Origin of the sequence: Xenorhabdus taiwanensis (assembly GCF_036512875.1) — a bacterium.
Classification (GTDB): Bacteria; Pseudomonadota; Gammaproteobacteria; order Enterobacterales; family Enterobacteriaceae; genus Xenorhabdus; species Xenorhabdus taiwanensis.
The window spans coordinates 3,200,518-3,225,474 of sequence record NZ_AP028978.1 but is presented as its reverse complement, the minus strand read 5'-3'; the positions used below and the strand labels follow the sequence as shown (position 1 = coordinate 3,225,474).

The 24,957-nt window shown below is 44.2% G+C and carries 17 protein-coding genes; 11 read left to right on the top strand and 6 right to left on the bottom strand.

Annotation, left to right across the window (positions count from 1 at the left end):
- Positions 1–17 precede the first annotated feature (17 nt).
- The 3 genes from mrcB (at position 18) to ACE1SE_RS14945 (ending at position 4,629) form a co-directional block, all read left to right on the top strand.
- Complete coding sequence (mrcB, locus tag ACE1SE_RS14955) at positions 18–2,489, top strand: bifunctional glycosyl transferase/transpeptidase (protein WP_374051545.1); 2,472 nt, start codon at positions 18–20, stop codon at positions 2,487–2,489.
- Positions 2,490–2,750: 261 nt separating this feature from the next.
- On the top strand, positions 2,751–3,506 hold the full coding sequence (locus ACE1SE_RS14950) for a hypothetical protein (RefSeq protein WP_374051544.1): 756 nt from the start codon (positions 2,751–2,753) through the stop codon (positions 3,504–3,506).
- Positions 3,507–3,888: 382 nt separating this feature from the next.
- Positions 3,889–4,629, top strand: coding sequence for a sulfite exporter TauE/SafE family protein (locus tag ACE1SE_RS14945; protein WP_374051543.1), 741 nt, complete (start codon positions 3,889–3,891; stop codon positions 4,627–4,629).
- 65 nt (positions 4,630–4,694) lie between these two features.
- Here ACE1SE_RS14945 and hemL read toward each other — a convergent pair whose 3' ends face one another.
- On the bottom strand, positions 4,695–5,978 hold the full coding sequence (hemL, locus tag ACE1SE_RS14940) for a glutamate-1-semialdehyde 2,1-aminomutase (RefSeq protein ID WP_374051542.1): 1,284 nt from the start codon (positions 5,976–5,978) through the stop codon (positions 4,695–4,697).
- A 222-nt stretch (positions 5,979–6,200) separates the two neighbouring features.
- Between hemL and erpA the strand changes: the two genes are divergently transcribed.
- Complete coding sequence (gene erpA / locus ACE1SE_RS14935; RefSeq protein WP_374051541.1) at positions 6,201–6,545, top strand: iron-sulfur cluster insertion protein ErpA; 345 nt, start codon at positions 6,201–6,203, stop codon at positions 6,543–6,545.
- Between the two features lie 50 nt (positions 6,546–6,595).
- Here the strand turns inward: erpA and btuF are convergent, their stop codons facing one another.
- Together btuF and mtnN are read right to left on the bottom strand one after the other, a co-directional pair.
- Positions 6,596–7,441, bottom strand: coding sequence for a vitamin B12 ABC transporter substrate-binding protein BtuF (gene btuF, locus ACE1SE_RS14930; protein WP_374051540.1), 846 nt, complete (start codon positions 7,439–7,441; stop codon positions 6,596–6,598).
- 27 nt (positions 7,442–7,468) lie between these two features.
- Positions 7,469–8,167, bottom strand: coding sequence for a 5'-methylthioadenosine/S-adenosylhomocysteine nucleosidase (gene mtnN / locus ACE1SE_RS14925; protein ID WP_374051539.1), 699 nt, complete (start codon positions 8,165–8,167; stop codon positions 7,469–7,471).
- A gap of 136 nt (positions 8,168–8,303) precedes the next feature.
- Here mtnN and dgt point away from each other — a divergent pair, with 136 nt between their 5' ends.
- Positions 8,304–9,839: a dGTPase gene (dgt, locus tag ACE1SE_RS14920; RefSeq protein WP_374051538.1), complete on the top strand. Its 1,536-nt coding sequence runs from the start codon at positions 8,304–8,306 to the stop codon at positions 9,837–9,839.
- Here the strand turns inward: dgt and ACE1SE_RS14915 are convergent.
- Positions 9,829–12,180 (bottom strand): ATP-binding protein, encoded by a 2,352-nt coding sequence (locus ACE1SE_RS14915; protein ID WP_374051537.1) that lies wholly within the window; start codon positions 12,178–12,180, stop codon positions 9,829–9,831. The two genes, dgt and ACE1SE_RS14915, sit on opposite strands and share 11 nt — an antisense overlap.
- 53 nt (positions 12,181–12,233) lie before the next feature.
- Between ACE1SE_RS14915 and rlmD the strand changes: the two genes are divergently transcribed.
- The 6 genes from rlmD to ACE1SE_RS14885 all read left to right on the top strand — a co-directional run bounded on the left by rlmD (position 12,234) and on the right by ACE1SE_RS14885 (position 21,675).
- The gene (gene rlmD / locus ACE1SE_RS14910; RefSeq protein WP_374053682.1) at positions 12,234–13,571 is read left to right on the top strand and encodes a 23S rRNA (uracil(1939)-C(5))-methyltransferase RlmD; all 1,338 of its coding nucleotides are present in this window, start codon (positions 12,234–12,236) and stop codon (positions 13,569–13,571) included.
- Positions 13,572–13,580: 9 nt separating this feature from the next.
- Complete coding sequence (gene relA / locus ACE1SE_RS14905; protein ID WP_374051536.1) at positions 13,581–15,815, top strand: GTP diphosphokinase; 2,235 nt, start codon at positions 13,581–13,583, stop codon at positions 15,813–15,815.
- A 16-nt stretch (positions 15,816–15,831) separates the two neighbouring features.
- On the top strand, positions 15,832–16,623 hold the full coding sequence (gene mazG, locus ACE1SE_RS14900) for a nucleoside triphosphate pyrophosphohydrolase (protein WP_374051535.1): 792 nt from the start codon (positions 15,832–15,834) through the stop codon (positions 16,621–16,623).
- A gap of 258 nt (positions 16,624–16,881) precedes the next feature.
- Positions 16,882–18,519 (top strand): glutamine hydrolyzing CTP synthase, encoded by a 1,638-nt coding sequence (gene pyrG, locus ACE1SE_RS14895; protein ID WP_374051534.1) that lies wholly within the window; start codon positions 16,882–16,884, stop codon positions 18,517–18,519.
- 117 nt (positions 18,520–18,636) lie between these two features.
- A complete protein-coding gene (eno, locus tag ACE1SE_RS14890; protein WP_374051533.1) occupies positions 18,637–19,938 on the top strand; it encodes a phosphopyruvate hydratase in 1,302 nt (433 codons plus the stop codon).
- Between the two features lie 351 nt (positions 19,939–20,289).
- The gene (locus ACE1SE_RS14885) at positions 20,290–21,675 is read left to right on the top strand and encodes an SLC13 family permease (protein WP_374051532.1); all 1,386 of its coding nucleotides are present in this window, start codon (positions 20,290–20,292) and stop codon (positions 21,673–21,675) included.
- Positions 21,676–21,743: 68 nt separating this feature from the next.
- Here the strand turns inward: ACE1SE_RS14885 and ACE1SE_RS14880 are convergent, their stop codons facing one another.
- Both ACE1SE_RS14880 and ACE1SE_RS14875 read right to left on the bottom strand, forming a co-directional pair.
- Positions 21,744–23,228, bottom strand: a complete 1,485-nt coding sequence (locus ACE1SE_RS14880) for an aldehyde dehydrogenase family protein (RefSeq protein ID WP_374051531.1) — start codon at positions 23,226–23,228, stop codon at positions 21,744–21,746.
- Between the two features lie 358 nt (positions 23,229–23,586).
- On the bottom strand, positions 23,587–24,888 hold the full coding sequence (locus ACE1SE_RS14875) for a dicarboxylate/amino acid:cation symporter (protein ID WP_374051530.1): 1,302 nt from the start codon (positions 24,886–24,888) through the stop codon (positions 23,587–23,589).
- Positions 24,889–24,957 lie beyond the last annotated feature (69 nt).

The following is a 24,957-nucleotide window of genomic DNA, read 5'->3' as shown; positions in this document are numbered from 1 at the left end:
CATTTGGAGAATTCGGTATGTCTGATGATGATCGTCAGCCAATCGGACGCAAGGGTAAAAAATCTGAACTTCGTCGTGGGCAAACATCTAACCAACGCAATCGGCGGGATAACTATGATAAAAATGATGATTTTAATGACGATGATGAGGATGAAGTCATGACTAAAAAAGGGAAGAACACCCGTAGTCCTAAGTCCCGCCCACCTAAAAAAGGCAGGCATTGGTTTTTGTGGTTGCTGCTAAAGATCTTTATTGTGCTAGCGGTACTCATTGTCATTTATGGTTTCTATCTGGATAACAAAATTCGTGAGCGTATTGACGGAAAAGTCTGGGATTTACCGGCGGCCGTGTACGGACGGATGGTCAATCTTGAACCCGGCATGAATTACAGCAAGGACGAAATGATCCATCTACTGGAAGGTATGCAATATCGAAGAGTGACAAAAATCACCAGAGCAGGTGAATTTGTAGTCAGGGGGAATAGCATAGAGATGCTACGCCGCCCGTTTGATTTTCCTGATGGTAAAGAAGAGCAAATTCAGGCACGACTGACCTTTGATAATAGCCACCTTGCCAGCATTGAAAACATGGAAAACCAACGCCAGTTTGGTTTTTTCCGCCTTGATCCGAAATTGATCACCATGATGCAATCGCCAAATGGTGAACAACGTCTGTTCGTCCCGCGTTCCGGTTTTTCTGATTTGTTGGTTCAGACTTTACTGGAAACAGAAGATCGGCACTTTTATGAACATGATGGCGTCAGGCCGTTTTCCATTGCCCGTGCAGTTTTAGCTAACTTGACGGCGGGACGTGCGGTTCAGGGGGGCAGTACCCTGACGCAGCAATTAGTGAAAAACTTGTTCCTTTCCAACGAACGTACCTTGAGCCGTAAAGCGAATGAGGCGTACATGGCGTTACTGATGGACGCACGTTATAGCAAGGATCGCATTCTGGAATTGTATTTAAACGAAGTTTATTTAGGGCAAAGTGGTGATGAGCAAATCCGTGGCTTCCCATTGGCGAGTTTGTACTATTTTGGGCGTCCGGTTGATGAACTGAGTTTGGATCAGCAGGCGTTGCTGGTGGGAATGGTCAAGGGAGCTTCGTGGTATAACCCATGGCGCAATCCTAAAGCCGCGCTGGAACGGCGCAATATCGTTTTGAAAATCCTCCAAAACCGCAAAATCATCGATCAGGAGCTGTATGATCTACTCAGTGCCCGTCCGTTAGGCGTAAAACCGAAAAGCGGGGTGATTACGCCACAGCCAGCCTTTATGCAATTGGTGCGTCAGGAATTGCAGGAAAAGATGGGCGATAAAGTCAATAACTTATCAGGAGTGAAGATATTTACGACCCTCGATCCTGTTTCGCAGGATGCGGCGGAAAAATCGGTTGAAGAGGGCATTGCTGCCCTGCGAAAAGCCCGCAAGATTGATGATTTGGAAGGGGCGATGGTCGTTGTTGACCGTTTCAGCGGTGAAGTTCGTGCTATGGTTGGCGGCTCCCAGCCACAATATGCCGGATTTAACCGAGCCTTGAATGCCCGTCGTTTGATTGGTTCTCTTGCTAAACCCGCCACTTATCTGACGGCATTGAGCCAGCCGGATAAATATCGCCTGAATACCTGGCTGGCAGATGAACCTATCTCTATCCCTCAGGCGGGCGGAAAGCCGTGGGAACCAAAGAACTTTAGCCGTACTTTCAGTGGGCGTGTCATGTTGATCGACGCGTTAGCACGCTCAATGAATGTCCCGACAGTGAATTTGGGGCTGGATGTTGGGTTAGATCGTATTTCCAGCACCTTGGTTGCACTGGGTATTCCCGCGAAAGAGATCCAACGGAACCCTTCTATGTTGTTGGGCGCGATTAACCTAACGCCAATGGAAATGGCACAAGAATTCCAGACGATTGCCAGCGGTGGCAATCGGGCGAAACTCTCTGCGTTGCGCTCCATTATTGCTGAAGATGGCACGGTGCTTTACCAGAGCTATCCACAGGCAGAACGCGTTGTGCCGCCACAGGCCGCTTATCTGACGCTATACGGTATGCAGCAAGTCATAGCACAAGGTACAGGACGTTCTTTGATTGGAAAATATGGTAAATACAATCTGGCGGGGAAAACCGGAACAACCAATGATCTGCGTGACAGTTGGTTTACAGGTATTGATGGCAAAGAAGTCACGATTGTTTGGACTGGACGTGATAACAATGGCCCAACCAACTTAACCGGAGCAACGGGCGCGCTGACGATTTATCGTCGTTATCTGGAAAATGAAACGCCACTGGAGCTGAATAACCGTCCACCGGAAGGTATTGCGGATATGTCAGTCAATGAAGATGGCAGTTTCAACTGTGAGGGAGGCGGTATCAGAATATTGCCAGTTTGGACTGATGACCCACAGAGACTGTGCCAGCAATCGGTACAACAACCGATAGAGGAGAATGAAGAAGAAGCGCCTGGCTGGCTACGTGAGATGTTTGGTCAGTGATAATTTTTTGATAAATAATAAAATATAGCTCCCGACTCGAAAATGAGTAGGGAGCTTAATTAAATGAACTATCTTTGGAGGAAACTCGATTGACCCGAATACTGCTTAAGAAAAAACTCGGTGCCTGAGGTATGCTCAAAAATAATTACTTATTTTTATCCATTTTGTATTTTTATTTAAATAACTATATAAATAAAAGACATATCTTTAAAAAACTTGTGTTTATAATGAAATTAATTTAAATCAAAAGAGAATAGAAACATGCCATTCCGTGAGCCTTTCATTAAAAAATTTAAAGTAGGTGATTTAATATATGGTTTAGGTGGTAATCGAAAGAAGTATATTGATGAAAACCTCCGTTTTGAAGATGCTAAAAATCAGTATGATAGCAAACTATTTCCACCAACAATAATTGATGACTACTTGATTCCTGCGGAATTAGAACATAATGTCCTTGTGGAAATATATCTCGAAAATAAATTGTGGTCAAATGAGGAACAACATAATGCTCTCCTGAAGGACAAGAAATGCTTTAAAGAAAAAATAGATTCAATTAATGCTAATATTAATACTTACAAAAAATATGAAAAAGATTTTTTTACACATCTAAAAAATGATAATAAATATTGTAGTGTAACTGAAAGCCATAGGGAATGTAATGGTTTAATTATTGGAAGAAAATGTAAGGGAGGATTATCATGGGTAAATACAAGCAATAGTGAGTTAACTCGGGATATAAATGTACATTTTATACTTGATGGTATAGATATTAAACGGATAGCTGGAAAATATGATAAAAATATAACTGGGAAAGAATTAAGATGGATTTTCAGACACAGAAACCACCCCAAAGTTATTGAAAAGGTACAATTTTGGGAGAATGGCAAACCTACTGTCCCACCTTGGGCAGGTCTAAAGCAATTTGTATGGAATAACTATGTAATACATCTGCAGGGAAAAGAAAAGTTATATGAAGAAAAATGTGAATATTTATCCAGATTATTTAATAGCCTATGAGCATAGGCTGGTTAGGCATTTGATTGATTATATTACAAAAAACCATTCAAGTATGGTAGAATATGCCAGATTAACAAAGGCAACCAGGTAACATGTTATGGGGGGATTTTTGAACAGCATGATGGTAAGGTATAATCGTTTTCGCCAAAAAATGATAATACCTTACCATCATGCTGAGAAACTATTTTGTTAGCAGATACACAATAGAATAAGCTACCTACCTGCATTCATGCAACATACTGGATTTATTTATCATAAAATAAAACGTCAAAATCCTCTAGCCACAACCAGATTCTCCATATTAGTTGATCAGTTTTTTCCCTTTTGGGATATACTAAAAGCGAAAACACAATGAAAGATATTGAATCAGGGGCATAACACCTTGAATATCCTTATTTTATCCTTACTCTTTATTACCGCTGCATTATTGCATGGTATCAGCGGGATCGGTTTTCCAATAGCCAGTACGACCGCGTTAAGTCTATTTATGCCATTAAAAGAGGCGGTTGTATTAGCCTTATGGCCGACATTATTGGTGAATATCTTAAGCGTTATTTCAGGTGGAAAGATTGATAAGATATTCCACAAATATGGCTTATTGGCACTTTTTTCATTAATTGGCAGTGTTATCGGAGCGAAACTTTTATTCTTAATTAATCCGGCCTACTTGCAATTATTATTGAGTGGTGTCATTGCATTTTATATTGTCAGCAATACTCGTAGCAGTCATTTCCGTTTGCCAGACAATCCGGTCATTTTGTCGCTGTTTGGTTTAGCCGCTGGGGTTATTGGTGGGGCAACCAATGCGATGTCACCTATCCTGATTATGTGTTTATTGGCAATGAGCAGTGATCGCCATGAAATTGCACGGGCAGCCAATCTGTGCTTTTTAGTTGGCAAGATCAGTCAATTAGCGGTGTTACGCCAGGAAGCGTTCGAATTGTTTTCTTCAGATTATTTATGGCCGATACTCATATTAACAGCATTATCTTTGCTTTCTCTCTTTATTGGTACACGCCTAAGATCGCGTATCAGCCAACACCATTTTCGCTGGTTAATGTTGATATTACTTGGCGTGTTGGCGGTGATGTCAGCTATTCAGGCGATACGAACTTTGGTGTGAATATTTATCCAGACGCCACTGAAATGGAAAACAGTGACGTCTGGGATTTCGGAAAACTGAATATCTTATTGCAGTCTTGCAAAACAACGTGCTGCCGCATCAACAGTACGTTGGATATCTTCCTCTGAATGAGCGATGGACATAAAGCCTGCTTCAAACGCAGAAGGAGCCAGATAGATACCTTCGTCCAGCATCAAGTGGAAGAACCGTTTGAAACGTTCTACATCACACTTCATGACATCCTGATAACAGGTAACGCTTTCCGCATCGGTAAAGAAGATACCGAACATGCCGCCAACGTGGTTTACTACCAGCGGGATGCCGGCTGTTGATGCCGCATTTTTTAAACCAGCCGCCAGTTTGTCGGTCAGTTCGCTCAAGCGCTGATGAATACCAACCTGAGCCACTTCTTTCAGACAAGCAAGGCCAGCCGCCATCGCAATTGGATTGCCCGAAAGGGTTCCGGCCTGATAAACAGGGCCAGTTGGAGCCAGTTTTTCCATGATTTCCAGACGGCCACCAAAAGCACCTACAGGCATACCACCGCCGATGATTTTGCCAAGGGATGTCAAATCTGGCTTAACATCGTAATATTCTTGTGCACCACCTAGTGCGACACGAAAACCGGTCATCACTTCGTCAATAATGAGCAATGCACCAAATTCATCACACAACTTACGCAGACCCGGCAGGAATTCTGGTAACGGTGGAATGCAGTTCATATTACCTGCGACGGGTTCGACGATAATACAGGCGATTTCTTCTGGGTATTTTTCGAAGGCTTCACGGACAGAGCTCAGGTCATTGTAAACACAAGTCAAGGTGTGTTTCGCGAAATCAGCGGGAACGCCCGGAGAATTTGGCTGACCGATAGTCAGGGCACCCGATCCGGCTTTGACCAGCAAGCAATCGGCATGGCCGTGGTAGCAACCTTCGAATTTAATGATTTTGTCACGTTGGGTATAACCACGAGCCAGACGAATGGCACTCATGGTAGCTTCTGTACCTGAGTTCACCATACGAACCATATCCATGGAAGGCACTAATTCAGTGACCAGTTTTGCCATTTCCACTTCGGCAGCGGTTGGGGCGCCAAAACTTAAACCACGTTCCGCAGCCTCAATAACGGCATTGCGGATAGCCGGATGGTTATGCCCAAGAACCATTGGCCCCCATGAACCGACATAATCGATATAGGCATTGCCATCAACATCATAAAGATAAGCGCCATTAGCACGTTGAATAAAAACAGGTGTCCCACCAACACCGTTAAAAGCACGTACAGGTGAATTGACGCCACCAGGGATCACATGTTTTGCCTGAGAGTAAAGCGTTTCGGACTGGCTCATTAATAAAAGCTCCTGAAAGATAACGGGATATGGGAATACCATTCTAAAGTACCCCAATAGGGAAGCCAAATCATCATATGCCCTTCATCTTTTGGGTTATTACATTCATGTGGCAAAACTTGAACGAATCAGTCAGGTATTGGATAATCTCGGCTAACTGATCAGAAAGCATAAAATAACTTTCCGAGAATTTTTACCGGAAAACCGGACTGGAGTAAAAGTATGAGCGATGATGCTGCATTGCCTTTGCAGTTTACTGATGCCGCGGCCAATAAAGTCAAAGTACTGGTTGCTGATGAAGATAACCCGAACCTGCGCCTGCGGGTTTACATTACCGGTGGTGGTTGTAGCGGTTTCCAGTATGGTTTCACTTTCGATGACCAAATTAACGAAGGTGATATGACGATTCAGAAACAAGGGGTTGAATTGGTTGTTGACCCAATGAGTTTGCAATATTTGATAGGCGCTTGTGTGGATTATACCGAAGGACTGGAAGGTTCCCGTTTTGTTGTTTCCAATCCGAATGCAAAAACCACTTGTGGCTGTGGTTCTTCTTTCAGTGTCTAATTGGAAAACCCACTATTGCAATAAATGGCCTCTTATTTTAGGAGGCCATTTTAATTGGGACGATTCAACTGCTGACAAAGCTGTTCTGCCGCTAAAATAACCCTCGGTCCCGCACGGCTAAACCAGTCATCGTTCAGAGCGATAATAGTGACATTCATTTGTGGTCGCCAAAAATCGGCCACCTGCTGTTTTTGCTCTTCCGTTCCGCCGATGATGATCACTTCCGGTTTGCGGGTAAGTACTTGCTCACGGTTGACTTGTGGCCATGGAACGGGGCTATCAGCAAAAATATTTTTACCGCCACATACCGAGACAATTTCACTTTGGATGGTATGGCGAGAGGAAGTAAAAATCGGATGCATGCCAAACTGCAAGAACACGGGCTTAGGGTTCTGGTTAGCGTACTTTTGTTTTAATTGATTGAACTTATCACGAATATCTGTGGCTGATTTCTGAGCTATATCGGGATGTGGACTATAGGCAGCCAGTCGTTCCAATTCTGACGCAACATCTTCTACATTTTTCACATCCGAATAAAAAATGGGAATACCGAAAGCAGCGAGTTGTTCCAGAGGACGTTGGGGATTACCGCCACGCCATGCCAGAATCAGGTCAGGTTTCAGGGCGATGATCCGTTCAACATTGATACCTTGCCAATCAGCTACCTGCTCTAATTTTTTAGCGGCTTCGGGATAATCGGAGTAAGCACTAACTGCGATGAGCTGGTCGCCCAGCCCTGCGGCATAGGCCAGCTCTGTCGTTGATGGGGCAAGGCTAATAACACGGGAAGCGGCCGCATAAAGTGGAGCACTGAAACCAGACCAAAAGCTATACCAAAAGAATACGAATGCCAGCCAAATGGATCGATGGGGAATTCTTTTCAACCATGATTGCATGATCGATGCTCCACTTTACATGATGGACTACTGTTTACTCAGTTCAGTCAGCATGGCATTAACCATCCGTGTCGATTCACGTGCCGCGACCACCAAAAATTCATCAAAACTGATATGGGACTCTTGATCGGCAACATCAGAAATCGCACGAACGACAACAAAGGGGATGTTATATTGATGGCAAACATGACCAATGGCGGCCGCTTCCATTTCAACTGCAGCAACTTTCGGGAAGGTGGCTCGAATGCGTGCCAATGGCTCAGAGCCATTGATAAAGGCATCACCGCTGCAAACCAGTCCCCGAACGGCATTCAGATCGAGAGATTGAATGCATTTTTCCGCCAAGGCGATCAATTTATCGTCAGCAATAAACGCGGCTGGGCATTGCGCCATTTGTCCAGGTTCATAGCCGAAAGCGGTAAGATCGGCGTCATGGTAGCGAACTTCTTCGGAAACCACGATATCTCCCACTTTCAGGTTAGGATCAAGGCCACCGGCGGAACCCGTGTTAATCACGATATCTGGCTGACAATGCTCAATCAACAAGGTGGTGCCAAGTGCGGAGGAAACTTTACCAATACCCGATTTCAACAAGGCGATATCAACGCCATTCAGTTTGCCGGTATAAATTTCGCATCCACCGCGTGACAATGTTTGCAGACCTTCAATCTGGTCACGCAATAAAGTCACTTCTTGTTCCATTGCACCTATTACACCTATTTTCATTGTGTCATACTCGCTTATTATTAATGGATTGATGCCTATATTAACAGGCCAATTTAACCAGCAAGTGTATCATTGAATAGTTATTTACCGCAGATTCCGATTCTAAATAATCGTTTCATTTGGCATGGGAGGGTTAATGTCTAAGATTGATTTCAAGCAGAAGTTGAATTACCAACGCAAGTTCAGTAAATCTTCCATTCATCCCGATGATGAAGAACAAGTGACTCGCCAATTTGAAAGTGATCGTGGGCGGATCATCAACTCAGCCGCTATTCGACGGTTGCAACAAAAAACACAGGTTTTTCCACTGGAACGCAATGCGGCTGTACGCAGCCGGCTGACACATTCGCTCGAAGTGCAGCAAATAGGGCGCTATATATCAAAAACGATTATCGCGGAGTTGGTAAAGCAAGGTTTATTGGAAAAATATGGGCTGAGTGATCGCTTGCTTGCTTTTGAAAGTCTGGTTGAGATGGCTTGTCTGATGCATGATATTGGTAACCCTCCATTTGGTCATTTTGGCGAAGCAGCGATTAAAGATTGGTTCTCCCGCCGATTAGATCCTGACTATTCGCTCCATACGCTGAAAACGGAGAATCGGCAGGATGCCTGTACGGTCGCGGCATTGCGTCTGACAGGAGAAGGAAAGAAAGATCTATTTCGCCGGCAATTGCGCAGAGATTTATGTCAGTTTGAAGGTAATGCTCAGGCTATCCGTCTGGCACATAATCTGCTGCGCTTGAATCTCACTTATGCCCAGATTGGCTGTATATTGAAATATACCTGTCCGGCTTATCGTCTGGAAGAGACGCCCGCTGAATTCAGTTACCTGATGAAGAAAATAGGTTACTACTGGTCAGAAGAGAGCTTTATCTGTGAATTGAGAAAAGAACTGCAAATGGAAGAGTTCTGTCGCTTCCCACTGACATATATTATGGAAGCCGCAGATGATATTTCATATTGCATCGCAGATTTGGATGATGCGGTTGAAAAAGGCATTTTTAATGTTAAACAATTGGTGGAATATCTGAAAAAAGAGTGGGAAGAAAACGGAGGACACAGGAAAGGCGATTTGTTCGAATCTACAGTGATGCAAGCTTATCAGAAAACCACCAATAACGAAGCCCGTCGTAATATCCACGAACAATTTTTCATGTACTTACGGGTGTTTATCACTGGAAAATTGGTGCCTTATACTGCCAAATTGTTTATTGAACATCTGCCTGAAATCTATGCCGGTACATTTAATCACGCCCTGTTGGAAGGAAATGGGGAAGAACACCGTTTATTGAAAACCTTGAAAAATGTCACCCGTAAACGGGTTTTCAATTATCCTGAAGTGGAAGAACTGGAGTTACAGGGATACCGGATTATTACCGGATTGCTGGATGTATATAGCCCTTTGCTGGCATTACCTCGTCAGGATTTTATGGAACTGAACCAGAATAATTTCCACAAACAATATTTTATTGAAACGCGCTTGCTGCACAAACTTTCGACCAAACATCGTTTGGCTTACGGTGAAGCCGTAGAGGGAATCGTTGCCACTGATGAGACTGAAAAAGAGGTGATCGAGTTTTATTATCGGGCACGTCTTATTCAGGATTATATCAGTGGCATGACGGATAATTATGCTTACGAAGAATATCGTAAGTTTATGGTCACAAAGTAACGGGTTCGAGTGGCATAGTAGCCTCAAGTATATCGGGAGCGGCTGCCATTACATGATTGATCTCATCCATGAATTCCAGCAATTCTGGCTCCAGATCAGTTAGAGCAATCCCTTGGTGCAGTTGTTTTTCAACCAATTCGCAAATAGCTTTCAGTTTAGGAACGCCGTTATAGCAACAACTGCCGTGTAATTGGTGAACATGATGCTGAAAGTGTTTGCGGATCGCTTCACCATCGGCGGTTAAAACCTGTTTAATCATTCCCTTCATGTCGGGCAATGATTTCATCAGCATTTCTAGCATCTCCCGCGCCAATGATGCTTTGCCGGCGGTTTGCTGCAACGCCATCTCCCAGTCAATGGCTTGTGGTTTTTTCTGCCGGCAGTATTGGTTCAGCAATGTTTTCAGGCAGTTTTCATCCAGGGGCTTGGAAAGACAGTCAATGAATGGTGCATTCTTCGCTTCGTGGCAGGCAAAGGCCGTAACAGCTACAATCGGTGTCTCCTTATGTTGGGGTAATTGTTGGATTTGCTCAGACGTTTGGATACCATCCATATCCGCCATCTGAATATCCATCAAAATCAGATCCAGTGCATGCTGTTTTGCTATTTCCAGCGCTTCTATACCATTACTGCACAGCAAGGTATTTTCAACCCGTTCATGCAGCAGTGTACCGATCAGTTTCAGGTTAGCGGGATTATCGTCCACTGCCATAACGGTCATAGGTAAACGCGATGATGCCGAACAGACTGGCAGACGTTCTGGCAATGATCCGAATGAATATTCTTCTTTTTCCAGCCAGATATCAAAGTAAAATATCGTCCCTTGAGCGACTTCACTGGTAAAGTCAATGTCTCCTTTCATTTCACTGACTAGCCGCTTAGTGATACTCAATCCCAGCCCGGTTCCCCCGTAATGGCGGGTAATGCTGGCATCTGCTTGATTGAAGGCCTGGAACAGAATCGGACGGTATTCGGGTTTGATACCGATACCCGTATCGGTTACGGTAAAATCGATCTGTACAAGATGGTGGTGGTGCTGGCGTAATTTGATATCCAGCGTCACATAGCCTTTATCCGTGAATTTAATGGCATTGCCAATCAGGTTAGTCAGTATTTGCTGCAAGCGAATAGGATCACCAATCATCAGATTAGGTAACTTTTCATCAATATGGTGATGCAGGGGAAGATTTTTCGCATTGGCCGCAGGCGTTAGCAGTTCAATAACTTCATTAACGGTATCCCTTAGCAGAAAAGGCACTTGATCCAATACCAGTTTATTGGATTCCAGCCGTGAGAAGTCCAGAATATCATTGATGATTTTCAGCAGGTTATTGGCTGATCTGTCAATGACATACAGATATTCCATCTGCTGTGGCGTAATGACGGTTTTTAACATTTGACGAGTAAAACCAATGACCCCATTAAGCGGCGTGCGTAATTCGTGGGACATATTGGCCAGAAATTCCGTTTTGATCCTGACCGCTTCTTGGGCGCGTTTTTTGGCGATAGTCAGTTCAACATTCTGAATTTCCAACTGTTCCATCGTAATTTGCAGATCGGAAGTGGCTTGATCGATATGAAGCTGCATTTCATCTTTGTATTTCGAGAGTGATTCTGCCACGGTGTTGATACCATTCTGGAGCGCGGCTAACTCCCCAGGCATAGCACCTGTCACACGGCTGTTCAGTTGCCCCTGACGGATGCGATCGACGGCTTTAACCATGCAGTTGAGGGGTTGGGTCACTTTGCGCACCAGCACATGGGCAAACAGTGCAGTTCCTCCAAGGCACAAAATCAGCAGAATGATGGAGGTGGCAATCTCCTTGTATTGCTGGAGCTGGGCAACACGTAAGTCCAAATCAATGGCGATATAACCAATCGGCGGCGTATCGCTGGTGGACGTGTTCCAGGGATTAGGAGAAGAGTTTCCTGAGATAATGGGCATCTTCAGGATGATACTGTTGCCGTATTCCATTTTGGACAAGGTTGTCGGCATGGCTTCGTTGGTGGTGAGCCGCAAACGATTGACATCATACTTGTCATTCGAAATATCGAATAACTTGTTATGCTTATCAAAGATCGCAATTGCCCTGACAATCTCAGAGTTTCGGCGATGCAGGCTGTTTATTAATGAATCAACCTGTTGGCAATTGTCCAGATTAATGCCAACCTCGCTGGCGATGGATAAGGGTTCAATAATGCTGATCCCACTGCGGACTATCAGGCTCTTCAACTCGTAATAGCGGTATGAGATAAATGATATACTCACAAGCGTTCCGACCAGTAAAACAGGAACCAATATCAGGCTCATCATACGGGTGCGTAGGCTATATTTGGTCATAGGCATCCATTGTGGGAAAATCAGAACTCAATTTTTCAAAGTCAGTCAGAATCATGGTGCAATTTTACTCCCCAAATCGTCGCTCCGTAAACCGAGGCATTATTTCCGTTACCGCAGATAACCTTGATGCACAAGGGCAAGGCATTGCTCGTCATCAGGGAAAAACTATCTTTATTGCAGGATTATTGCCGGGTGAGCAGGCACAAATCCAACTGACAGAAGAAAAACGCCAATTTGCTAAAGCTAAGGTCGTGAAAAGGCTATCAGATAGCCCGCATCGCGTTACACCTCGTTGCCCGCACTTCAAGGTGTGCGGTGGATGCCAGCAACAGCATGTTGCCGCTGAGCTGCAAGTTAAAACTAAGGCCAGTGTACTGGAACACCTGATCCAGCGGGAAACAGGAATAAACATCAGTGCACATCCCATTATTCGCAGCCCAGAATATGGCTATCGGCGCAGAGCCAGGCTCGGACTGCAATATCACGCCAGGCAACGTACATTATTGATGGGATTTCGCCAGAGCCAATCAAACGATTTGGTGAATATTAAACACTGTCCGGTTATGCGTCCTGAACTGGAACAATTATTGCAACCGTTGTACCAATGCCTGAATAGTTTGCATGCGGTAAAACGATTAGGGCATGTGGAATTGGTATTGGCTGATAGTGAACCATTGATCGTGTTGCGCCATCTTGATCCACTTAAGCACGAAGATAAGGAAACGCTGCGCATTTTTTCAGTGCAATATAATGCAGCGATTTATTTGCTTGGTGAAGAAAAAGCCCTTGAACCGTTGATGGAAGGGCAAACAGTACCGTGGTATCAGGTGAATGGGTTGAAACTGGTATTCAGCCCGCAAGATTTTATTCAGGTTAATGATGTTGTTAACCAACAAATGGTCGAACAGGCGTTGGCATGGCTGGATTTGCAACCAACAGACAGAGTATTGGATCTGTTTTGTGGTATGGGCAACTTTACCCTGCCGATCGCCACTCAAGTACAGGCAACCGTGGGTGTAGAAGGGGTTGCTGAGCTGGTAGCAAGTGGGCAATATAACGCTCGGCTCAATAAACTTAATAACGTCGATTTTTTTCATGAGAATCTGGAATCGGATATTCACCAGCAGCCTTGGGCTGCCCAAGGGTTTAATAAAGTGCTGCTGGATCCCGCCCGCGCGGGTGCGGCGGGTGTTATGGCACATATTGTAAAATTGACCCCCGAAAAAGTGGTTTACGTTTCCTGTAACCCTACAACACTTGCGCGGGACAGCAAGGTCTTGTTGGAGGCGGGTTATCATCTTGTCAGTGTGCGGATGCTGGATATGTTTCCGCACACAGGCCATCTAGAGTCCATGGCGCTGTTTAGCAGTGAGCCAATGGAGATCGAGTAGGGAGAAATTATGGTTGCGGTAAGAAGTGCGCATCTCACGCCGGCAGGTGAATTTGCGGTCGATAAGTGGATCGCGAGTTTAAACATTACTAACCCACAATCCAATGAAAAGTTGGTCGAAACCTGGCGATATTGTCACGAAAAAGTTCAGGGTCACCCCAATGCGGAATTATTGCTATGGCGCGGTGTGGAAATGGTGGAGATCCTGTCTACATTGAGCATGGATAATGACAGTATGCGTGCTGCGCTACTTTTTCCCATCCTTAATGCCAGGCTACTCGATAGCGAAACCGTGACAGAAACATTTGGTAAGGCCATCACGAATCTGGTGCATGGTGTATTGGAAATGGATGCCATTCGCCAACTGAAAGCCACTCATACCGATGCGACTTGTTCGGTACAGGTTGACAATGTTCGCCGGATGTTGCTGGCGATGGTGGAAGATTTTCGTTGTGTGATTATCAAGCTGGCAGAACGTATTGCTCATTTGCGGGAAGTGAAAGATGCCAGTGAAGATGAGCGGGTGCTGGCGGCCAAAGAGTGTTCCAATATTTATGCTCCTCTTGCCAATCGGCTGGGAATTGGACAGCTAAAATGGGAGCTGGAAGATTTCTGTTTCCGTTACTTACATCCCGATGAATATAAGAAAATTGCCAGATTATTGCATGAGCGCCGAATTGATCGTGAGCAGTATATCGAGAAATTTGTAACCACTTTGCGTAAATATATGCTGAAAGAAGGGGTTCGTGCTGAGATATACGGGCGTCCGAAGCATATTTACAGCATTTGGCGCAAAATGCAGAAAAAATCCCTCTCCTTTGATGAATTGTTTGACGTGCGTGCTGTGCGGATTGTTGTCGAGCGTTTGCAGGATTGCTACGCAGCGCTGGGGATAGTGCATACTCACTATCGTCATTTGCCGGATGAATTCGACGATTACGTTGCCAATCCGAAACCGAATGGTTATCAGTCTATTCATACTGTCGTTTTGGGGCCAAATGGCAAAACGCTTGAGATCCAGATCCGTACCCGCCAGATGCATGATGATGCGGAACTTGGCGTAGCAGCACATTGGAAATACAAAGAAGGCACTGCAATTAGCGGTAAATCAGGTAGTTATGAAAACCGTATTGCATGGCTGCGGAAATTGATCGCATGGCAGGAGGAAATGGCGGATACCGGTGAAATGCTGGATGAAGTGCGCAGCCAGGTATTTGATGATCGCGTTTATGTTTTTACGCCAAAAGGGGATGTCATTGATTTGCCGATTGGCTCTACACCGTTGGATTTTGCCTATCACATTCACAGTGATGTCGGCCATCGCTGCATTGGGGCAAAAATAGGCGGCCGCATCGTACCATTTAGCTATCAGCTTCAGATGGGCGATCAGATTGAAATCATTACCCAGAAACAACCTAATCCAAGCCGTGACTGGTTGAACCCGAACCTTGGCTATGTGACAACCAGCCGTGGACGCGCAAAAATCCACAATTGGTTCCGTAAGCAAGATCGTGACAAAAACATCATTGCTGGTCGCCAGATGCTGGACAATGAGTTGGCACATCTGGGGCTCACGGTTAAGGAAGCAGAGAAGGAACTGATAGCCCGTTATAACGTTCACTCGTTGGAGGAAGTATTAGCGGGCATTGGTGTTGGTGATATCCGTATCCACCAGTTAGTGAATTTCCTGCAAAGCAAATTCAATAAAATTACGGCAGAAGAAGAAGATCGCGAAGCGCTTCGCAACCTGGAAAACAAAACCTATACGCCACGTAATACCAGCAAAGATAATGGTCATATTGTTGTGGAAGGGGTGGGCAATTTAATGCACCACATTGCCCGTTGCTGCCAGCCTATCCCTGGTGATGAGATTATTGGATTTATCACACGTGGGCGCGGGATCTCCATCCACCGTGCTGATTGTGATCAGTTAGCGGAACTCGAAGCCAGCTCACCGGAACGGATAGTCGATGCAGTGTGGGGGGAGAGTTATTCCAGTGGCTATTCACTTGTGGTGCGCGTTGTTGCCAATGATCGCAGTGGATTATTGCGTGATATCACGACCATCCTCGCCAATGAGAAGATCAATGTGTTGGGTGTCAGTAGCCGTAGCGATGTCAAGCAACAGCTTGCCACCATTGATATGAACATTGAGATTTATAACTTGCAAGTGCTTGGGCGGGTATTGGCGAAGCTCAATCAGTTATCTGATGTGATTGAAGCCAGACGTTTGCACGGTAATTGATAAAGCATGGATTAAGATGAAACCGAACTCTATTGAACGACTAAAGGGGATTATGGCGCAGTTGCGCCATCCCCAGGATGGCTGTCCTTGGGACAAGGTACAAACCTCCGCTACGATTGCCCCTTATACATTGGAAGAGACCTATGAAGTGCTTGATGCGATTGAGCGCAATGATGTCAACGCGCTAAAAGAAGAGCTGGGGGATCTGCTGTTTCATATCGTGTTTTATGCTCAGATGGCTCAGGAGCAGCAACAGTTTGATTTTGGCGATATCTGTGAGGCGGTGTGTGACAAACTGGAGCGTCGCCATCCTCATATCTTCAATCAACAAGCGGGTATCAGCAGCGAAGAGGCAATCGGCAGTTGGGAACAACGCAAGGCCGCAGAAAGGGCAGAGAAAGATCAGCATTCGGTACTGGATGATATTCCCGCCAGCTTACCCGCTCTGATGAAGGCTTATAAAATCCAGAAACGCTGCGCTTCGGTCGGTTTTGATTGGGATACCATTGGTCCTGTGCTGGGCAAAGTCTATGAAGAAATTGATGAAGTCATGGACGAAGCGAAGCAGGCGGTAGTTGATAAAGATCGACTGGAAGAAGAGTTGGGAGATTTACTGTTTTCGGTGGTTAATTTATCCCGTCATTTGGGACATAAGCCAGAGATAGCACTACAAAAAGCCTGCCAGAAATTCGAGAATCGTTTCCGTCATGTCGAAAAACTGATCCTCGACAAAGGCTTATCACTGGAAACGGCTACGTTAGATGACATGGAAGCGATGTGGCAGCGAGTGAAAAGTCAGAAGATATAGCAATCACAAATCTGGTGGCATGGCAATAGCGAAAAGGATGTCGCTTAAACGGCGGAATAATCTGAGTCGGATGAAAAAATTTCATACCATTAACTTAATGAATTTAAAAAGAAAATAGGGTATTTGTTTCCCTATGTTACTGTTTATGGGGCACCTTACCCTATTTAGATGGTTTGTAGCGAAATTAAGGTTAGGGTATACTGCTTTCCCGTCCTGTTATATTCATCATCCTTTTAAACCTAAACTTTCAGGTTCAGCATGAAAACTAATTATATTTTTGTGACCGGCGGGGTCGTATCCTCTCTGGGTAAAGGCATTGCCGCAGCCTCTTTGGCGGCTATACTCGAAGCCCGTGGACTCAATGTCACCATTATGAAACTGGACCCGTATATCAACGTCGATCCAGGCACAATGAGCCCAACCCAACACGGGGAAGTTTTCGTTACCGAAGATGGCGCTGAAACTGATCTTGATTTAGGTCATTACGAACGTTTCATCCGAACCAAAATGACACGCCGCAATAACTTTACGACAGGTCGTGTCTATTCAGAAGTGTTGCGCAAAGAACGCCGTGGCGATTATTTGGGTGCAACCATTCAGGTTATCCCTCACATCACCAATGAAATCAAAGACCGCATCATCCGTGGTGCAGAAGGCCATGATGTTGTGTTGGTGGAAATCGGGGGTACTGTCGGTGATATCGAATCCCTGCCATTCCTTGAAGCCATTCGTCAGATGGCGGTAGAAGTAGGCCGTGAAAATACGCTGTTCATGCACTTGACTCTGGTGCCTTATATGGCCGCAGCGGGCGAAGTGAAAACGAAACCAACCCAGCATTCCGTGAAAGAATTATTGTCCATTGGTATTCAGCCGGACGTATTGATCTGCCGTTCAGATCGCATTGTTCCTGCCAATGAACGTGCAAAAATTGCGCTTTTCTGTAACGTACCAGAGAAAGCGGTTATCTCTTTAAAAGATGTTGATTCCATTTATAAAATTCCAGCCCTCTTGAAATCTCAGGGTTTAGATGATTATATTTGTAAACGATTCAGCCTCGAATGCCCGGAAGCGGATCTGTCTGAATGGGAACAGGTCATTTATGAAGAAGCCAACCCATCGGGTGAAGTGACCATTGGGATGGTGGGCAAATACGTTGAATTGCCAGATGCGTATAAATCAGTGATTGAAGCATTGAAACATGGCGGGCTGAAAAATCGCCTGACGGTCAACATCAAGCTGATCGATTCACAGGATGTTGAAACGCGTGGTGTTGATGTATTGAAAGGTCTGGACGCAATTCTGGTACCAGGTGGCTTCGGTGGTCGTGGTATTGAAGGCAAGATCATGACCGCACGTTATGCCCGTGAAAACAAGATCCCATATTTGGGCATTTGTTTGGGTATGCAGGTGGCCCTGATTGAATTCGCTCGCAATGTTGCGGGAATGGCTGAGGCTAACTCCACTGAATTCGATCCTGAATGTAAGTTACCAGTTGTTGCTTTGATCACCGAATGGCGTGATGAGAACGGCAACGTAGAAGTACGTAGCGAAGAGAGCGATCTCGGCGGAACGATGCGCGTTGGTGGCCAATTGTGCCATCTGACTGAAAACAGTCTGGTACATACACTTTATGGCCAGAATGACATCGTTGAGCGTCATCGCCATCGTTATGAAGTGAATAATTTGCTGTTGAAGCGCATTGAAGATGCAGGCTTGCGCATTGCTGGCCGTTCAATCGACAACAAACTGGTGGAAATCATTGAGAACCCAGCGCATCCGTGGTTCGTGGCGTGTCAGTTCCATCCAGAATTCACTTCAACGCCTCGCGATGGTCATCCGCTATTTGCTGGCTTTGTCGAAGCTGCTGGCAAATATCAGAAAGGCCAGTTGAAATAAGATATGGGGCAATGGATTGATATTAAGCTAATTTGTTTTTAAGGTAGTCACTATTTAAGAAAATAGTTTTAATCTCAATTGGTTGCCCGTAATTTAACTTGTACTGAGGAAAACCTAATGTCCAAAATCGTTAAAGTGCTTGGCCGTGAAATCATCGACTCCCGTGGTAACCCAACGGTAGAAGCAGAAGTACACCTGGAAGGCGGCTTTGTTGGTCTGGCCGCTGCGCCATCAGGTGCATCAACCGGTTCTCGCGAAGCGCTGGAACTGCGTGATGGCGATAAGTCTCGCTTCATGGGTAAAGGTGTACTGAAAGCCGTTTCTGCGGTTAACGGTCCGATTGCACAGGCTCTGGTTGGTCAGGATGCGAAAGATCAGGCTAACATCGACAAGATCATGATCGAGCTGGATGGTACTGAAAACAAATCTAACTTCGGTGCTAACGCGATTTTGGCTGTTTCTCTCGCAAACGCCAAAGCAGCCGCTGCAGCGAAAGGGATGCCTCTATACGAGCACATCGCTGAGTTGAACGGTACTCCGGGTAAATTCTCCATGCCTCTGCCAATGATGAACATCATCAACGGTGGTGAACATGCAGATAACAACGTCGATATTCAAGAATTCATGATCCAGCCAGTTGGCGCAAGCACACTGAAAGAAGCTGTACGCATGGGTTCCGAGGTATTCCACAATCTGGCGAAAGTGCTGAAAGCCAAAGGTATGAACACTGCGGTGGGTGATGAAGGTGGCTATGCACCAAACCTGGAATCTAACGCAGCAGCGCTGGCAGCAATCAAAGAAGCGGTTGAGAAAGCGGGTTACATACTGGGTAAAGACATTACTCTGGCGATGGACTGTGCAGCTTCTGAATTTTATAACGAAGAAACGGGCAACTATGAACTGAAAGGCGAAGGTAAGACTTTCACCTCTCAGGAATTCACCCATTACCTGGAAGGACTGACCAAAGAATACCCAATCGTTTCCATCGAAGATGGCCTGAACGAATCTGATTGGGATGGTTTTGCTTACCAGACTAAAGTACTGGGTGACAAAATCCAGTTGGTTGGTGACGATCTGTTTGTAACTAATACCAAGATCCTGAAAGAAGGTATCGAAAAAGGTATCGCAAACTCCATCCTGATCAAGTTCAACCAGATCGGTTCTTTGACTGAAACTCTGGCTGCAATCAAGATGGCAAAAGATGCAGGTTACACTGCGGTCATCTCTCACCGTTCTGGTGAAACTGAAGATGCCACTATTGCTGATCTGGCTGTTGGTACTGCTGCGGGTCAAATCAAAACGGGTTCTATGAGCCGTTCTGACCGTGTTGCTAAATACAACCAGCTGATCCGTATCGAAGAAGCATTGGGTAACCGTGCTCCTTTCAACGGCCTGAAAGAAGTGAAAGGCCAGGCATAATTGTCGGTTTTTCCTGTTAAAATATAATTTTTTTTTATGTTTAGGCGAAAGGGAATATCCTCTTTCGCCTTTTTATCGAAAGAAAATTTTATTTTTCATGTTGGTTACTTATCTTATTGCAGGGTAAAAATGTGATATAACAACAGAAATTCAGTTCTTTTTTTGAACAATAATTCAGTAGTCAGACAAATCCCGCGTAACAGATCCCAAAATTATAAAACCCGTATTTTATTCCTTGTTGATACTCCTTATTATTTCACATGTAATGTAATTCCTTAACATTTGTGGCAATGATTCATCAATTATCTTTTTACATTACAGAGTTATGTTTCATTGTTTTATGGAGTCTTCATGGACGCTTCTGAATCTTTAACCCCGGCGATTGGTCCTGCACCCTCAAATAAAAGAGGATTAATTATTCTCGCGCTGGACATCATTTTGCTTGTGATATTGCTCAAGTTTTTGCCTTATGGGGAAAAAGCAAATGCGGGCTTGGCATTAATGGTATTTGTTGGCGTGTTATGGTTAACGGAAGCCATTCATGTCACCATTACTGCGCTGTGTATCCCTATTCTGGCGGTCGGTATGGGATTGATGAATACCGGTGATGCACTGAAATCTTTTGCAAACCCAATAATCTTTTTGTTCTTCGGTGGCTTTGCATTGGCAACGGCACTACATATCCAAGGCCTGGACCGATTGATAGCTAACCGCTTGCTAATGATTGCCCGTGGGCGTTTATCTGTGGCGGTATTGCTGATATTTGGCATTACTGCGCTGCTTTCTATGTGGATAAGCAATACGGCAACTGCTGCCATGATGTTACCACTTATCCTCGGAATTCTGGCGAATCTGGATGTACGTACTGAGCGCAATACCTTTGTTTTTGTGCTGCTTGGTGTTGCATATAGCGCCAGCATCGGTGGCCTGGGGACGTTAGTAGGTAGCCCCCCCAATGCTATCGCTGCTGCACAATTAGGTATGGATTTCTTTACATGGATGAAATACGGCGTGCCAATGGTCATTATTCTCATGCCAGTCATGGTGGGAGTGATGTACCTCATGTTGCGTCCAAATCTGAATCATAAATTTGATCTGGAATTGGAGCACCTGGAATGGAATGGTAAACGTGTTATTGCCATGGGTATTTTCTTGTTAACTGTAGTGTGCTGGATTTTCAGTTCATTTATTAGTGATGCACTCGGTGGTGTCAAAGATCTGGATACGATTATTGCAGTGAGCGCCGCTATCCTGATTGGTATCACTGGCGTATCAACATGGTCACAGATTCAAAACAACACCGAGTGGGGCGTATTGATGCTGTTTGGTGGTGGCCTGACATTGAGTGCTGTCTTGAAAAACTCCGGTGCCAGTGAAGTTATGGCGAATGGCATGGCAGCAACTTTCGGTAGCAGCCCTTGGTTTGTGATCATCATTGCAATTGCTGCGTTTATTATCTTCCTGACAGAATTTACCAGTAATACTGCGAGCGCAGCACTTCTTGTACCTATTTTTGCCACAGTTGCAGAAGCGCTGGGAATGCCCGTCGTGGTTTTGACCCTGATAATTGGTATAGGGGCATCCTGTGCATTTATGCTACCTGTAGCAACGCCACCTAACGCAATTGTTTATGGTACTGGCTATATCAAACAAATTGAAATGGTCAGGGTAGGCATAGTGCTGAATTTGGTATGTATTGCCATTATTTCTGCGATTGCCTGGTTCTTCTGGCTGTAATTCCTTCTGGCTTTTAATGCTTGAATAAGCCATGTCTAAAATCGCCACCTTTGCAGGTGGCGATTGTATTAGTCTTCTTTAGTACTGATATAGATGTTTTTCACCTCAGTATAAGCATCTAACATCATCTTGTGGGTTTCACGCCCAAGCCCCGATTTCTTATAGCCACCGAAAGGCGTATGAGCCGGCAATTCGTGATAGGTATTAATCCACATACGGCCTGTTTTTATTGCCTTGGCGATGCGTAGGGCACGGTTAATATCCTGCGTCCATACGGCACCTGCCAGGCCATATTCGGAATCATTAGCCATTTCGATGACTTCTTCTTCGTTGCTGAATGGAATGACACATAGTACAGGCCCGAAAATTTCTTCCTGTGCCACTCGCATCTTATTGGTGACATTGGCAAGAATTGTCGGCTGGATAAAGAATCCATCATCATATCCTGTTCCGATTATGCGTTTTCCGCCAGTCAAAATGGTTGCACCTTCCTGTTTTGCAAGGTCGATATAACCTAATATCGTGTTCATCTGTTCTTCACTGACCTGGCAGCCCATTTCTGTTTCTGCCAGCATCGGATCGCCGACTTTGATGGATTCAAACACGGTTTTCAGTGAGTTCAGGAATTCATCATGAATATCTTTATGCAGGAACAAGCGGGCACCGGATTCACAGGCTTGCCCTTGGTTCAGCAAAATGGCATTGGCTGCATATTTGATTGCCTTTTTCATATTGGCATCAGGGAAAACGATGTTGGCCGATTTACCCCCTAATTCCAACGTTGCCGGAATGAGCCTTTTTGCTGCCGCAGCGGCAACGTTGTAACCAACTTCTGTTGAGCCGGTAAAGGCGACTTTGTCAATGCCGTCATGATCGAGGATTGCCTGGCCTACAACTGAACCGCGTCCTGTAACAATATTGACAACGCCCGCTGGCAGAACTTGATTCATGATACGTCCCAGCTCAAGCAGAGTGATTGGGGTCAGGCTAGCAGGATTGATAACAATAGTATTACCGGCAGCAAGGGCAGGCGCGAGTTTCCAGGCAGCCATCAATAACGGGAAATTCCATGGAATAATCTGCCCGATTACACCTATTGGTTCTCTGATGACTAAGCTTAATGTGTCATTATCGATGACATCAGTAGTATCAGAATGAGCGCGGATAACGCCGGCAAAGTAGCGGAAATGATCAACAGAAAAAGGAACATCGAAATGGCGACATAAAGCCTGAGTTTTACCCCCATCTAATGTTTCAAGGACAATAAAACGTTCGGCTTCGGCCTCCAGCAAATCGGCAATTTTCAGTAATAAAGATTGCCTTTCAACCGCGGATGTTTTGCTCCATGCTGGCAGGGCTTTTTGAGCAGCTTTGACAGCAAGTTCAACATCTTCGGCATTTCCAGCAGCATATTCTGTTAGCAATTCACCTGTTGCAGGGTTGTAGCTTTGCATTGTATTTTTTGAAACGCTATCAATCCACTCGCCATTAATCAGCATCTTATAAGATTTACAAGGTAAAAATTCTTTTTCGATATTATGTAATTTTTTCATTATATTCTCCGGATACTTTGGTTTTTGGTATGTTAGGATATATATTCCTAAGTTATTATTAGACTAATTCTCAATTTTTATCAAAATAGAATAGAAATATAAATTGTTTCTGGCAGTAAATATAAATATTAGTGGTTAACAGAACGATAGCGGAAATTACTTTGTTGCATATGATTTCTTTTTCTGGTGGGATATCTGCCCTGAAACTAATAACAGAGTGTTATATATTATAATTTCCATGAGATAATTTTTATTTACATTGGGTTTTTCAACTGAATTTTTTGTTTTGGGTGAGGGTATATCCCCCATTTATAGCAGGGGGATATAAATCTTTATTATTTTCTATAGGCAATATAACTTATTTATTTAGTGTTTTTTCTACTGAATTTTGAATATCACCATTTAATATTTGATTCATCTTTTCTTTATCTAAAGCATTTTCCCAGCGGGCTACAACAATGCTGGCACAAGCATTGCCAACTAAATTTGTCAATGCGCGGCACTCAGACATAAATCTGTCAATGCCCAAAATAAGCGCCATGCCAGCTACAGGCACACTGGGTACAACCGATAAGGTCGCAGCGAGTGTAATAAAACCGGCTCCTGTTACACCTGCCGCACCTTTTGAACTTATCATAGCAACTAATAATAAAGAGATTTGCTCATATAGACTTAATTCAATGTTGGTTGCCTGAGCAATAAATAATGCAGCCATCGTCATATAAATATTAGTACCATCAAGGTTGAATGAATAACCTGTTGGAATAACTAAACCAACAACCGATTTCTCACAACCCAGATTTTCCATTTTCTTCATTAGGCCGGGTAAGGCAGCCTCTGAGGATGAAGTTCCTAAAACTAACAATAGCTCATCTTTAATATATTTTATTAATTGAATGATAGAGAACCCATTATATTTAGCAACCGCACCCAATATAATAAGAACAAAAAGCAATGATGTAATGTAAAAAGTTACAATTAACATCATCAAATTTCCAATTGATGCAATACCATATTTACCTATGGTAAAGGCCATTGCCCCAAATGCACCAATCGGTGCTAATTTCATTAAAATTCCTACCATTTTGAAGATAGGTTCTGAGAGATGTTGCAAAAACGCTAAAACAGGTTCTCCTCTTTTCCCTGTAGCGGCTAAAGCGATACCAAACATAACTGAAATAAACAGGACCTGGAGAATATTGCCATTCACAAGTGGGCTGACAATCGTTTCAGGGATGATATTCATGAGAAAGTCAACAATGGATGATTCATGGGCTTTCTCCACATAACCAATAACCTTGCTGCTGTCTAACGAATCAGGAGAGATATTTAAGCCATCGCCGGGGCGGACAATATTGGCGATAATTAATCCCATAACTAATGCAAGCGTTGAAAATGTTAAAAAATATAACATTGATTTTGCTGCAACATTCCCAACCTTTTTTATATTATTCATTCCAGCTATCCCTGTGACTACTGTCAAAAAGATAACAGGTGCAATGATCATTTTCACAATTTTAATGAATGCATCACCTAATGGTTTTAACGATGTTCCAATATCAGGATAAAAATGACCAAGGGCGATACCCAGTAAAATGGCAAATATGACTTGAACATAGAGTATCTGGTATAAAGGTTTCTTCTTTAGAATTGTAGACATAGGATTCCTGTTTTATCCATAGTGTTAATATTGATATTGGCGATTTCTTTTTTTATTAATTAATTTAAC

Excerpts from the sequence above, each read along its gene's own strand:
- mazG (WP_374051535.1), top strand. The coding sequence starts at position 15,832 with ATGAAACCGAACTCTATTGAACGACTAAAGGGGATTATGGCGCAGTTG.
- dgt (WP_374051538.1), top strand. The coding sequence starts at position 8,304 with ATGTCTAAGATTGATTTCAAGCAGAAGTTGAATTACCAACGCAAGTTC.
- pyrG (WP_374051534.1), top strand. The coding sequence starts at position 16,882 with ATGAAAACTAATTATATTTTTGTGACCGGCGGGGTCGTATCCTCTCTG.
- ACE1SE_RS14875 (WP_374051530.1), bottom strand. The coding sequence starts at position 24,888 with ATGTCTACAATTCTAAAGAAGAAACCTTTATACCAGATACTCTATGTT.
- ACE1SE_RS14880 (WP_374051531.1), bottom strand. The coding sequence starts at position 23,228 with ATGAAAAAATTACATAATATCGAAAAAGAATTTTTACCTTGTAAATCT.
- rlmD (WP_374053682.1), top strand. The coding sequence starts at position 12,234 with ATGGTGCAATTTTACTCCCCAAATCGTCGCTCCGTAAACCGAGGCATT.
- relA (WP_374051536.1), top strand. The coding sequence starts at position 13,581 with ATGGTTGCGGTAAGAAGTGCGCATCTCACGCCGGCAGGTGAATTTGCG.
- eno (WP_374051533.1), top strand. The coding sequence starts at position 18,637 with ATGTCCAAAATCGTTAAAGTGCTTGGCCGTGAAATCATCGACTCCCGT.
- btuF (WP_374051540.1), bottom strand. The coding sequence starts at position 7,441 with ATGCAATCATGGTTGAAAAGAATTCCCCATCGATCCATTTGGCTGGCA.
- mrcB (WP_374051545.1), top strand. The coding sequence starts at position 18 with ATGTCTGATGATGATCGTCAGCCAATCGGACGCAAGGGTAAAAAATCT.
- erpA (WP_374051541.1), top strand. The coding sequence starts at position 6,201 with ATGAGCGATGATGCTGCATTGCCTTTGCAGTTTACTGATGCCGCGGCC.
- ACE1SE_RS14885 (WP_374051532.1), top strand. The coding sequence starts at position 20,290 with ATGGACGCTTCTGAATCTTTAACCCCGGCGATTGGTCCTGCACCCTCA.
- ACE1SE_RS14950 (WP_374051544.1), top strand. The coding sequence starts at position 2,751 with ATGCCATTCCGTGAGCCTTTCATTAAAAAATTTAAAGTAGGTGATTTA.
- ACE1SE_RS14915 (WP_374051537.1), bottom strand. The coding sequence starts at position 12,180 with ATGACCAAATATAGCCTACGCACCCGTATGATGAGCCTGATATTGGTT.
- mtnN (WP_374051539.1), bottom strand. The coding sequence starts at position 8,167 with ATGAAAATAGGTGTAATAGGTGCAATGGAACAAGAAGTGACTTTATTG.
- hemL (WP_374051542.1), bottom strand. The coding sequence starts at position 5,978 with ATGAGCCAGTCCGAAACGCTTTACTCTCAGGCAAAACATGTGATCCCT.